This is a genomic window from Prosthecobacter sp., assembly GCF_049294395.1.
GTDB lineage: Bacteria > Verrucomicrobiota > Verrucomicrobiia > Verrucomicrobiales > Verrucomicrobiaceae > Prosthecobacter.
The window spans coordinates 15,799-27,865 of the sequence record NZ_JBAQCR010000223.1; the positions used below are offsets into that span (position 1 = coordinate 15,799).

Here is a 12,067-nt window from a genome sequence, read left to right on the forward strand (position 1 = left end):
AAGATCGTTTCCGCGCCTAAATAGGCAAAATGCCGCCGGGTTGCCCCGGCGGCACAGGTCATTTGGCCAGAAACATCTCCCAGTCGCGCACCTGGTGCGTGTTGCGGATCAGGTGGGTGACGGGCAGTTCCCGGGGCACGGCAGGTTTTCGCAGCAGCTTCAGGCCGGCCTCTTCAGGCAGCTTGCTGCCTTTGCGGCTGTTGACGCGCTTGTCGGCAAGGACGCAGTTTTCCCAGGAGGTGGGCCCGCCACGGGAAAGCGGCACGACGTGGTCGATGTTCCCTTCGTGCGGGCGCAGCTTGCGGCCGGTGTACTGGCACAGGCCGCCATCGCGTTCCCAGATGGCGCGCACGCCAAACTTGGGCCGTTTCTTCGGCACTCTGTCATAGCGGGCCAGCACCAGCACGGAAGGCACACGCACCGGACCGTTCACGGTGCCGATGGCGTTGTCGCCATCACGCACCGGGAGGCCCAGCCATTCCTTCCATGTCACCGGACGGATGTTTCCGTCCGCTTCAATGTCGAGCGCTGTGGCCGCACCGGTGGCGATCATGCTGAAGGCCTCCAGCGGCGTTTTCACGGCGATGGCCTGCCAGTTGCGGTTGAGCACCAGGACGGTGGATTTGGTGAGGAGGTCTTTCATGCCTTTCTTGAACTTCATTTTTTTAATCTTCTGCTTTCTCTCCAGCCGGACACATCTTGACGATGCGTGGCTCAAACTTGCCGAGCACTTCGACAAGATCTGTCTGCGCGGCCATGACGCTGTGGATGTCCTTGTAAACACCCGGCACTTCATCAAGACCGGCGCTGAGCAGCTCGACACCTGCGGCGGCGAGCTGTCTCTTCACATTTCCCCAGGCGAAGCTCTGCAGCGCCTGGCTGCGGCTCATCACACGACCTGCGCCGTGAGAGGCGCTATGGAGTGACTCGGGGTTCCCCTTGCCACGCACCACAAAGCCCGGCGTCGCCATCGAGCCCGGGATCACTCCCAGCACGCCTGCTCCTGCAGGTGTGGCACCTTTGCGGTGCACGATGACTTCGCGAGATTCGCCGTTCACCACATGCGTTTCCTTCCAGGCAAAGTTGTGGTGGTTCTCGATGTCAAGCATGACATGAGCTCCCACCTTCTTCGCAATGTGCTTGTGAATGAGCGCATGATTCGCCTCTGCGTAACGTCCCATGAGGTTCATGGCCGCCCAGTATTCCTGACCGGCCTCTTCCTCAAAGGTGAGCCACGAGAGGTGCTTCATCTCGTTCGGCAAATCGTAGCGTCGATCCATGGCAATGCGGCTGTAGTGCTGGCACACCTGCGCCCCCGCACCGCGTGAACCGCTGTGAGAAAGCAGCGCGATGTACTCGCCCGGCTTGATGTCAAAGCCGGACTCCTTCAACGCGACAGCATCATCTGCCGACACGCTAAAAGAGCCAAACTCCACGAAGTGATTTCCCGAACCGCTGGTGCCGAGCTGCGCCCACGCCTTGTCTTTGTGACGACGCGTGATCGGAGACACGCTCCAGTCCTCGTCCATCACATCGTGCTGACGGCGCTGCTTGAACTCACAGCCCATGCCAAACCGGGTTTCACTTTCGATGATGTTCGCCAGTCGGTCCTTCTGCCCCGCGATGGTGCTGGCCTTGCGGTCATAAACCGTGAGACGCATGCGGCACGCGATGTCCACACCGACAGCATAAGGAATCACACAATCCTCCGTCGCCAGCACGCCACCAATCGGCAGGCCGTAACCTGAATGAGCATCCGGCATGAGTGCCCCCGCCACGGCGACTGGCAGCGCACAGGCGTTCGCCAGCTGCTGCACCGCGCTCGCATCGAGCCCGACACCCCATTGATGCCAGGGCGCAATTTGATCGCGCTGCTTGTAGGCAGGCGCATAGAGGTCACGAGCGAAGGCCTCCCGCAAAGGATCGCCGAGGAATGATTCCGGCTTGGAGATGATGGCACCAAGTTCTTCCTCCAGGCGCGCGGACTCGCCGCCTTGGGAGATGAAATTCGCAATGAATTCCATGCCAGACTTGAGCGCTGCGCCCTGTGGCACGCCAAGGCGTGTGAGTTCTTGAGTTTGCATGATGAGATAGAATGAGATGTTGAAAGACGGGCACGGTCCTCCCGGCAGCGGTGTTCGTTCTTTGGGGTAAAGTTGCAGCCTGGAAGGAGTTGCCATCCTTCCAGGCTGCGTTTCGGGCATGATTGCCCCTGCTAGTTCTTCAAAGCATAACGCCGGAAGAAGATGTCGAGTTCATCCAGGTCACCCATGGCGTCCTCAGGATCGTTCAGCGCTTTGAGCCTCTGCAGTTCCGCGACAATGAAGCGCGAAAGCACGGCGTCGGGCGCAGATTTGCTGAGCTCATCGCCAGCACGCTTGCGGACCAGAAGAGCCTCCAGGGCCAGCCGGACTTCGCGCTCATCGAGCACGGTATCCACCAGCTCCTGAAAGAGCATGGGCACCTGACCCAGCGAACGCTCGATCCAGCGGCACGCCAGCAGCGGCCGGAGGACGTAGAGATACTTTTTCAGGCTCACCTGATCCCTGCCTTCCAGATAGCTCTTCCAGTTGCCGGAGGCCATGTGCAGGTAGTGAGCAAAGCAGCGGCGCGGCGAATAAAACATCCCGGCCAGTTCCTCGAACTCACGGGTGAAGTCCGGATCACGATGGTACACCATCGGTGACTTCATCCATTCAAGGAGTGGCGGATTGCTTTTCCGCAGCAGACGCAGCGCCTTGCGCAATTCCCAGCCGCTGACGTCGAGTTCATCGGTCAGCGGTTCCTCGATCACATCGCGCCGGCTCTCGATGGAGAGATACCATTCACGGCGGTGCACGTACAAAAAGCGCACATCGTAGTCGCTGTCTTGGGACGCAAAACCCCAGGCTCGGCTGCCGCTTTCGCAGGCATAAAGCACCCGGACATCCTGTTCGGTTTCGAGACGGTTGAGCGCATTGCGGACGCGCTGAGAGACTTCATTGTTTTGCATGGTGAACCTCCTTTTCTAGGGAGTGGTAAAGTGAAAGGCCCGCCGCCCGGAATGGGCGGCGGGCCGGGTGTGTGGTTAATGTTATAGCTCCACGGCCTCGATCATGCGGATCAGGGCGCCTGGGTCGGAATCCAGCAGCGTCAGAGTCTCCAGCGTTTTGTCGCTGAAGCCGGCCAGGCAGCAAACCTGGCGCTCTGGGAACTGCAGGGAGCCGTAGCCGTTCAGGTCAAAGCTGAACACTTTCGGATCGCAGCGGTGGCGCGTCTTCCAGCAGCGGAATGTCTCCACGGGCGCGTGGTGTCCCACCCAGCCCTGCATGTCAGAGAGGATGATGACACGGTCATACGCCCGGTCTGCGCACTGGAAGATGGAGTGGAAGTCGGTTCCCGCAGACTGCGCCTGGCCTTGCAGCCATTTGGCCAGCGAGAGCGTGCTGTCGCGCTTGTTCAGCGTGACGTATTTCGCGCTGTCGCTGAAGAGAATGACATCGGCGTCATTCGCCTTCAGCAAGGTGACGGCAAAGAGCGAACCGATCTGCAGCGGGCGGCCCACCATGGAGCCGGAGCCATCCAGCGCGACAAGCGTGCGGCCTGGAAAGGAGGGCACGTTGGCGAGCGAGATGTCCACGGCATCGCTGAGGGCTGCCAGTGCATCGGCTGCACGCGGCAAATTGCTGGCCTGCACGGCATCAAGCGCTGTCTGAAAGCGGAACGGCAGAACGAGCGATTTGCGGATGAGTTTCTCATCACGCAGCATCGCCAGCGCCTCGTTCACAGCTTCTGGAGCAGCCTCGAGCACATTGCGCAAGTTTCGCAGCAGGGCGAAGTAGCCCAGCTTCCGCGTACGAATGAGCTCCGACCATGCCTCGCGTTTCAGCGAGGCATGATCATCGTCATTCTGCGCGGCGGCACCGGCCTGCGTGAGCTTGGTTTCCCAAGTTTCGGCAGCGGCCAGTGTGCCTTTGACGAGCTTGCCCAATGCCTCGGTGGCAGGCGGGTGAATGAGATTCACAACGTCGACCAGCGAAAGATCGGCGCTGTCCTTGCGGTATTTCGCGAGCTGATACTCGTCGAAACGCGCGAGGGCGCGGCCAAGACCTTTCTTGAGCGAGTTCGGAATCACTTTCCCATGCGCACCGCGGTAGCAGGCGAGGATCTCGATGGCGTCATCCGGACGATGCACGACACGGTCATAAAACCGCGCCGTCCACGACTGCCCCTTCACGCTTTTGGCCAGCTCCGCCGCAGCAAGGTGGCTCACACTGCGCATGCCGGCGGATTTGCGGGCATAAAGCGCTGCCTTGGCCACAAAGCATTTGTCACTCTGGGCGGAGATCAGTTCCCGCAGGCGCTGCGCGGTGGCATCGCCGCTGCGGTAGAACTCATCCTTGAGCATGGACGTGAGCATGAGGGAGGCGAGTTCGAGTTTAGGCGACTCGGTGAAAGCCTCGCCACCCGCGAGGTTGAGCGCGTCAGCACGCGGGCGTTTCTTGAGGAAGTTGAATTTCATGGTGTTGGTTTGCTGGGTGGAATGCGGAGAAAGTTTGCCAGGGAAACGGCCCGTGATAAGCCGCCGGCGCTCTTGCGAGCACACCGGCTCCCGAAGTAACCCCGGCATCACTGCCGCATGGTGTTCTTGATTTTGGAAAATGGATTTGGGGAGGAAGGTGACTTGAGTGATCAGCCCCGGGCATGGCCTGCCTAAGGCTGAAATGCTCTACCACAGAGCTATTGGCCCGCGTTGGCGGACAAAGCCGGATTCGAACCGGCGGCAGTTTCGTTATCAGCGAAGTAACTCCAGTCTCACTGCCCCAAAAAAGAATCGCGGAGAAAAGCAGACAGGCTCTAACTGAGAAAGCCGGGAATCGAACCCGGCGCCGGCTTTCACCGACCCCCAACTCAAGGGCAATCGCACTTCAGTTTGGGTGTGGAGCGAAGAAATCCTGTCTTCACTGCCGCGAAATTGAAAAAGAGAATCTGAGGAGAAAACCGGCCAGGGCTTCACCCTGTTGCCAGGATGATGGGATTTGAACCCACGATTTCCGGAGTATCCCCGGCCTTGCTGCCTCAGAGTCGTGTACTAAAAATGAAATGCGTGCGGCACACTTGCAGCATGCCGCACGCACAGGGATTGAACGTGTCGGATTGAATCAATCAAGGAAGGCCAGATTGCTGCGCGAAGGAGCACGGTGCTCCTCGTTCATCAATACCTGGTGCCAGTCGTGAAGCACGATGGTGGCATGGTCGGCGTGACGAATCGAGCCCCGGGCATAAACACCGGGGTTTCGGCGCATCTGGCGCCATGGCCAGTTTTTCGCGGCAGGACGGCGCAGCAGCAGGTTGTCATACTGCTTCTGCGTGAGTCCGCGTGGATGCTGTTGGTGGACATAGACGACCTCGCCTCCGGTGCGGTAGAGCTGCTCCACGAGGTGCGGCTTGCTGCCGCCTCCGCGTGAGATAGGCTCGTGACGCAGGATGAGCTTGGGATCAATGACCAGTGGTTTTTCCACGGGCACGAAGAACCACTCACCCTGACGGCGGAAGGCCGCGTTGTGCCGGGTGTTGGCCTGGCGGGCATTCAGGTTCTTGCGAGCCTGCGCCTCACGCACGGGAGCTGGTTTGAGCGCCTCCTTGGCCTGCACCACGGTTGATGCATTGCTGGGGACGGCGGCGACAAACCATTCGCGCTCATCGTGACCGCACAGAAAGCGATCCTTGCGTTTGCTGTCCTCGTTTTTCACAAGGAGCAGCAGGTGGCGGTTCTCTTTCTGCTTGTGCAGCAGGGAGAACTCCACCTCCGCAAGGCTCACATCATCGCCACGAAGGGCGAAGAACTGTCCATGACGGTCATGTCCGATGTCGAGCGAGTATCCCGAAGAGGTGCCCCGGCTGCGAGCCGGAGCCTCCACACGAAGCCGTGCACCGATGGATTCAAACGCACGTTCGAGATGTTCGAGTTTCATAAAGGAATCATCGAATCATCATCCGTACGATCTGCCTGCGAGCAGGCACGCTGGACGGATGTGACAGCGATCTTCCAAACAAGGATGATGCCAGCGGGAAGATGCGCTGGCTAGCTGGGCTGGTGTTTCATGGGTTGTATTGGGTGAAGTTGAAAAGGATTGCGGAGGAAGGCGAACGAAGTGTTGAACAACCGGTTTCCCGGCCGTTCGGCAGGACTCGAACCTGCTGCCACTTGTGCAAAACAAGTGCTCTACCGATGAGCTACGAAGTAACTCCGTTCTCACTGCCGCAAAGGGATGTGGCGGTTACTCATCGCGAACCAGCGCATAGAGCTTTCCGTCGTAAAACTGACCATCGCGGTGGTAGGCAAGGCGCATCAGGGAAGCCTCCACGAGGAAGCCATTCTTCTCCAGCACGCGGCCGGAACCTGTATTCGGCGCAAAGATGGGGGCGGTGATGCGGCGCACGCCAAACTCTCGAAAGCCACGCTCCACAACTGATTTGACCACCGCCGTCATGATGCCGCGGCCCCAGAAAGGTTTGGCCAGCCAGTAGCCGATCTCGGAGACGTGCTGCTTGCCAGCGCTGCCTGCCTGCAGTTCAATCGCGCCGATCATGCGCCCGGCGGATTCTCGGATGGCCCAGATCGTCTCGCGGCCATTCCGCTGCACGTCATCCGCAATGCATGCGATCCAATCATGCGCCATCTCCAAAGTGTACGGATAGGGAATGAGCAGGGTGTAACGGCTGACTTCGTGATATTGAAGATGCTCGGTGATGTCTGCGGAATCTGCCACCGTGATGGCGCTGAGATGAATTTCGGGTGTGATGGCAAAGCACATGTTGGGAATGAAAAAAAAATGGATCGCCCGCGAAGGTTCTGCCCCCTCGATTTCTGGATGTAAGTCAGACGTGATGCTGTTTCACCAACAGGCGTGGAAATGGTGGTCGGTCCACAGGGACATGCACCCTGCTATGCCGGTTAAAAGCCGGCTGCTTCGCTGTCTAAGCTTTGGACCGTGAATGGTGCTCATGGCAGGATTCGCACCCGCACTGGCGACGTTCTCGACGTCGTGCCTCTGCTGTTGGGCTACATGAGCTTTGAAAATGGAGCGCAGCCTCGTCATGCAGGCTGCGCTTCTGAAATGGAATGCGAGGGCTGAGACTACACCTCGCGTGCTGCTCCGTTGGAGTCATTATCCAAGGGTTTGCGGCCCTTGGTTCGACTCGTATCCACCCTGCCTTGCAGGGTCGAACAGCATAGCTGCCTTTTTTAAAGTGTGGCGTTTCACTTGTCGCGTGACGACTGTCGGCACTGCACCTACCACCGACCTTTCGGCCGTTCAGGGGAGCTACCCCTTGTGTGCGGATTCATACCGACATCTCCGGGCTTGCGGCCCTCGGATGCCTCCATTGCCCCATAGCTGGAGGATTGAGCTATTTCACTCGTCACGCCGGACACCTCTTTGCGTTTTGCTGATGTGAGTCAGCGCTCTTTCCAGGAGCTGCAGACCTGCGACGATGCGGATGTCCTGCGGTTGTCGCCGCCTTTTGGGCTGCGAAATGCCGCACATCGTCTGCCTTTCACCTGTCGGTTACTCAACGGAGTCTCAAGACAACGTCCGTGTCTGCACACGTCCGCCACCTATCGCTCTGCGCCATCACCCTTGCCGACAAGGCTCGGATGTTTCTGGCACTACCCTTGGCTTTATGGATCGCAGTCTGGTTGGTCGTGAGGCCGGCACCACCCGCTGCTCTCCGGCGGCTGATGTTCCCCGTTTCCGGGCATCTGAACCGCCGTTCGTTCCACGACGCACTGCTTTCCCAAAACGACCACGGCCTTGGGGGCCATGATCGCCCGCTTTCGCGGGAAGCCTGGGCTTGCATGGACTGTCCGTGATCCCTCACGGCGCGAAGGTTTTCAGGCACCTTCGCCTCTGACCAGCTCACGCCGGCTGTCGGGGCCATGCCCCCATCGGTTTCTGAGTTTCCCCACGGCACCGACGGCCCGTTGTTAAAATAAAAAATTGGCAACCCCGGCGGGATTCGAACCCGCAATAACCCGATAGAAAGTCGGGTGCCTTGGCCAGTTAGACGACAGGGTCTTTTGAAAATGGTGGAACGCCGAGGACATGCTCCTCATGCCACACGATGGCAGCACGATCTCGTTAGCACCGAGTCCCGGCTCGCTGGTCCGGTTGGCGTTCCATGATGAAATAGTGCCCATGACAGGAGTTGCACCTGCACTGCGCCGCTTTTGAGACGGCTATCTCTGCTGTTGGACTACATGGGCGTTAGCTGGCACTCCCGGAAGGACTTTCGCCTCCAGCCTCCGCGTTCGAAGCGCGGTGCTCTGTACATTGAGCTACGGGAGCATTGAGTTGGTGTCTCCGGCAGGATTCGCACCTGCGGCCTGCTGATTCGTAATCAGCCACTCTTTCTACTGAGCTACGGAGACATGAATGAGTGCCTGCGGCGAGAGTTGCACTCGCACTTCGCCGGATTTGAAACGGCTGTCTCTGCTGTTGGACTACGCAGGCATGAAATGGTGCCCATGGCAGGACTCGCACCCGCACTGGACCGCTTCTGAGGCGGTTGTCTCTGCATTGGACTACATGGGCATAAAGCTGGCAGCCTCGGGTGGGTTTGCACCACCAACCCTCCGCTTCAAAGGCGGATGCTCTGACTGTTGAGCTACAAGGCTAGGTTGGCATGGGCGTGGAGACAGCAGCACAGAATCATCTGTGTGCGTGTCATGCTCACTGCCCCATGCTTTAAATGGTCGGTCCGGCTGGAGCGCTGCGCGCGATAGCGCAATGATGAATGCGCAGCCTTGCTGCACAGGCTGCAAAGCAGCCAGTTGCACCAGCATCTTCCGGGTTATGAGCCCGACGCTCTGACTGTTAAGCTACAGACCAATTAAATGGTCGGATACCCCGGTGCTGCCCCGGGCGTGTCTTGGTCCCAAACCAAGCGAGAACGGCTGGCTCTCTCGTATCCGATGAATTGCTGGACGTGCACCCCAGACTTGCACTGGGTAATGCGGTTTTGCAGACCGCTGACTCGGCTCTTTGTCTTGCGCACGAAATGAAATGGTTCCCTCAGCCGGTTCTGCCCCGGCGCCGCTTCGTTCACAACGAAGAATGCTGCTGTTACACTATGAAGGGTGTGTGTTGAAATGGATCCTCCGGTGGGTTTTGCACCCACATGCTCCGATTTACGAAATCGGTGCCTTTCTGTGTCGGCCACGGGGGAATTTGAAAATGGTGCGGCATGTCGGTGCTGCCCCGACGCGCCCTGTTTGGAAGACAGGCATGCTTGCTGTTACATCAATGCCGCAATGAAATGGCCGCTGGAGTTGGTAGCGCGCCAACCTCTGCGGATCTTCAATCCGCCGCTCATCTGTCTATGCCATCCAGCGTTCTTTAAAAAATGGTCCCTCGGCGTGGTGACGCTCCACGGTCTGCCGGTTATCGACCGGCTGCTCTGCTGTTGAGCTACAGAGGGAATGAAAAGGGCAGGAGCCAGAAAACCGGCACAACTGCACGCAAGGCGTCAGCGACAAACGAAGCTTCTGCATCAGACTACCGTGCTAAAAAAATGCAGGCCACCAATACTCCATCTTTTACCCGTCGCCTCCTGCTGGTGACCGCCTATCTGGGCTTCATCAGCCTTGGGCTGCCGGACACACTCATCGGCGTGGCCTGGCCTTCGGTGCGGGATTTTTTCGGACGGCAGCAGAGTGACATAGCGTGGATCTTCTTTGGTGCGGGAGCCAGCTATTTTGTTTCAGGTTTGCTCACGGGAAAACTGCTCAAGTCATTTGGCATCGGGCTTCTGCTGGGTGGTAGCAGCCTGCTAGTTGCGGCGAGTGCCTTGGGTTATTCGGCTGCGCCTGCATGGATCTTCTTTGCGGCCTGTGCGCTGCTGCATGGGCTAGGCTCCGGTGCCATTGATGCCGCGCTGAATCATTATGTTGCGAATCATTTTTCGCCGCGTCACATGAACTGGCTGCACGCCTGCTACGGCATTGGCGCCACTCTGGGGCCGTTGATCATGACCTCCATGCTGGTTTCGCTGGGATCATGGCGGGCTGGTTATGCAACGGTCGGCACCTTGCTCCTCATCTTAACAGGTCTGTTCATTTACACTCGCAAGCTGTGGGACACTCCAGGCGAAACCACGACCTCGAATTCTGATACCGAAGCTTCCGTGAGCATGCTCGGAGCCTTGAAACATGGCGGTGTCTGGGCGCATATGCTGCTCTTTTTCATCTATACCGGCCTCGAAGTGACGGCAGGACAATGGAGCTTTACGGTAATGACCGAAGCACGCGGCATGACCAAAGAAACCGCCGGCATGTGGGTGACGATTTACTGGGCCAGCATCGCCACCGGTCGCGTGGCATTTGGCTTCATCATTGAGTGGCTCGGCATCGATCTGCTGCTGCGCCTGAGCATGCTGGCGGCGGTCCTCGGCACCGCCTTGTTTGCGGCAAACCTGCCTTTCTCAGCAGGAGCGCTGTCACTGGTCGGCCTTGGACTGGCCTCCATTTATCCATGTCTGATGACACGGACACCGCAGCGGCTGGGCAAAGCGCGTGCAGCCCATGCCATCGGCTTTCAAGTCAGCGCAGCGATGGTGGGTGCAGCCGCGCTGCCAAGCGCCTGCGGATGGCTGGCGCAATCTCGAGGACTAGAGGCCGTGACATTGGCTACCACAACTATGGCTGTCGGCCTGCTCCTGGTGCATGAAGCGCTGCTGAAATTTGATCACAGGGTTTAGCGAAATGGCGGAGCACCAGAGAATCGCACTCTGGACGCCTTGAGAAGGCGCAGCGGTTTTCGAGACCGTTTCCTCGTCTATGCCGGACGTGCTCCTTTGAATTGGTGCCCACACCAGGAACGCCATGCGCGAAAGCGCACACATCAAAGCGAAGCCTCATTGCGTAGGCTGCATGCAGCCAATCGCACCTGGAAGCACGGCCGTTAGAAGCGGCGTATGCATATTCTATTACACCTTGCGGGCTTTGATAAATTGGCTCCCCGGCATGGACTCGCACCATGACAATCGGCGTAACAGGCCGACAGGCTACTTTACCTCACCGAGGATTCTAAAATGGTGGAGCCGGACGGTAACGCTCCGTCTCTTGCTGGGTGCAAGCCAGCCGTGCAGTCTTCTACACTACGGTCCCATAAAATTGGACGCAGGGGATGGAGTTGCACCAACCAAGACAGGCTTATGAGACCCGTCAGAGCACTGGCTCTCCCTGCATTTGAAAAAGAAAAGGAAATGAAAACACCCACGAAGGGCACGGGGCTGCCACGGAGGGCCGTTTGCGGCATATGAAGTTGCTGCCGTGCGCCCCGTGTTTCGTGGGCATGAATGATGAATGGTGCGGCGTCACGGGAATGCTCCGTGTGGTCTCTCGATGAGCTCTGGGGTTACAGTCCAGGTCGCCTCTTTAACGATCTACCGCCGCGTTCTTGATTTGAAATGAAATGGCACGGCGGGTAGGTACTGCCCCCACATCTTCGGGTTTTGGAGACCCGTGCATTGCTTGTCTGCCACCGCCGTATTGTATTGGAAAATCTTTTCCGTTCTGCCATTCAAGGACACGGAGACAGCCTTGCCACTGTACACACTCTCCCAAGGTTACATCACTTGTTGCTGTGCTCCGCGCCCTTGAATGGCAGATCAGCCTCATTGTGAGGTGATCTGCCATATAAAGAACGAACACCGCTGCCACGCACGGGATGGAGTGTTGGTCACTCCATCGCTGGCGTCGCACCCGCAGGTATTTCACGGCGGATGTTTCGGTGTTTATGGCACACCTCCCGGGGAAGCCGTTTCGTGATGTCAAAAATGGGCAATGAATTCCCGCATTCCTCGTCTCGACGTAGGAATATTGCGTATTCGTTGGCTGCTTCAGTTGACATTCGGGAGGAGGGTGCAAACCTATGTGAGGTCTTGCTCTGGCGTCTCTAAACGACTCCTCCGGGAGTCAGCTTGGCTGGCCTTGCCCCGGTGTCCGTTAGCGCGGATGCCGGGGTTTTTTCGTGCTGTAGGGAAGCGGTCAAAGGACCGCGGGTTCAATCAATGAGTATGGAAA

The 12,067-nt window shown here is 58.5% G+C and carries 8 protein-coding genes and 14 tRNA genes; 2 read left to right on the plus strand and 20 right to left on the minus strand.

Going from position 1 to position 12,067, the window contains the following annotated elements; genetic code table 11:
- Positions 1-58: 58 nt before the first annotated feature.
- The 18 genes from WAW39_RS15495 to WAW39_RS15580 form a co-directional block, all read right to left on the minus strand.
- Entirely contained in the window at positions 59-643 is a 585-nt protein-coding gene (locus WAW39_RS15495) for an HNH endonuclease (protein ID WP_422320107.1), read from the minus strand.
- Positions 644-665: 22 nt separating this feature from the next.
- A complete protein-coding gene (locus tag WAW39_RS15500; RefSeq protein ID WP_422320108.1) occupies positions 666-2,084 on the minus strand; it encodes an RtcB family protein in 1,419 nt (472 codons plus the stop codon).
- 131 nt (positions 2,085-2,215) lie between these two features.
- Positions 2,216-2,992, minus strand: a complete 777-nt coding sequence (locus WAW39_RS15505) for a nucleotidyltransferase domain-containing protein (RefSeq protein ID WP_422320109.1) — start codon at positions 2,990-2,992, stop codon at positions 2,216-2,218.
- 81 nt (positions 2,993-3,073) lie between these two features.
- Positions 3,074-4,501, minus strand: coding sequence for a TROVE domain-containing protein (locus WAW39_RS15510; protein ID WP_422320110.1), 1,428 nt, complete (start codon positions 4,499-4,501; stop codon positions 3,074-3,076).
- A 640-nt stretch (positions 4,502-5,141) separates the two neighbouring features.
- Complete coding sequence (locus WAW39_RS15515) at positions 5,142-5,954, minus strand: hypothetical protein (protein ID WP_422320111.1); 813 nt, start codon at positions 5,952-5,954, stop codon at positions 5,142-5,144.
- 203 nt (positions 5,955-6,157) lie between these two features.
- Positions 6,158-6,221, minus strand: a tRNA-Gln gene (locus tag WAW39_RS15520).
- Positions 6,222-6,260: 39 nt separating this feature from the next.
- Positions 6,261-6,797 (minus strand): GNAT family N-acetyltransferase, encoded by a 537-nt coding sequence (locus tag WAW39_RS15525; protein WP_422320112.1) that lies wholly within the window; start codon positions 6,795-6,797, stop codon positions 6,261-6,263.
- A gap of 182 nt (positions 6,798-6,979) precedes the next feature.
- A tRNA-Leu gene (locus WAW39_RS15530) sits at positions 6,980-7,055 on the minus strand.
- A gap of 928 nt (positions 7,056-7,983) precedes the next feature.
- A tRNA-Glu gene (locus WAW39_RS15535) sits at positions 7,984-8,060 on the minus strand.
- Between the two features lie 115 nt (positions 8,061-8,175).
- Positions 8,176-8,248: transfer RNA gene (locus WAW39_RS15540), tRNA-Leu, on the minus strand.
- A gap of 6 nt (positions 8,249-8,254) precedes the next feature.
- Positions 8,255-8,330: transfer RNA gene (locus WAW39_RS15545), tRNA-Arg, on the minus strand.
- A 7-nt stretch (positions 8,331-8,337) separates the two neighbouring features.
- A tRNA-Arg gene (locus tag WAW39_RS15550) sits at positions 8,338-8,413 on the minus strand.
- A 9-nt stretch (positions 8,414-8,422) separates the two neighbouring features.
- Positions 8,423-8,495: transfer RNA gene (locus WAW39_RS15555), tRNA-Leu, on the minus strand.
- A 6-nt stretch (positions 8,496-8,501) separates the two neighbouring features.
- Positions 8,502-8,576, minus strand: a tRNA-Leu gene (locus WAW39_RS15560).
- 7 nt (positions 8,577-8,583) lie between these two features.
- Positions 8,584-8,659: transfer RNA gene (locus tag WAW39_RS15565), tRNA-Gln, on the minus strand.
- A 75-nt stretch (positions 8,660-8,734) separates the two neighbouring features.
- A tRNA-Met gene (locus WAW39_RS15570) sits at positions 8,735-8,873 on the minus strand.
- A gap of 261 nt (positions 8,874-9,134) precedes the next feature.
- Positions 9,135-9,210 (minus strand) — tRNA-Thr (locus WAW39_RS15575).
- Positions 9,211-9,219: 9 nt separating this feature from the next.
- A tRNA-Gly gene (locus WAW39_RS15580) sits at positions 9,220-9,294 on the minus strand.
- 1 nt (position 9,295) lies between these two features.
- Between WAW39_RS15580 and WAW39_RS15585 the strand changes: the two genes are divergently transcribed.
- On the plus strand, positions 9,296-9,451 hold the full coding sequence (locus WAW39_RS15585; protein WP_422320113.1) for a hypothetical protein: 156 nt from the start codon (positions 9,296-9,298) through the stop codon (positions 9,449-9,451).
- 104 nt (positions 9,452-9,555) lie between these two features.
- Complete coding sequence (locus tag WAW39_RS15590) at positions 9,556-10,740, plus strand: MFS transporter (protein WP_422320114.1); 1,185 nt, start codon at positions 9,556-9,558, stop codon at positions 10,738-10,740.
- Between the two features lie 253 nt (positions 10,741-10,993).
- Here WAW39_RS15590 and WAW39_RS15595 read toward each other — a convergent pair.
- Positions 10,994-11,066, minus strand: a tRNA-Asn gene (locus WAW39_RS15595).
- Between the two features lie 391 nt (positions 11,067-11,457).
- A tRNA-Trp gene (locus WAW39_RS15600) sits at positions 11,458-11,532 on the minus strand.
- Positions 11,533-12,067 lie beyond the last annotated feature (535 nt).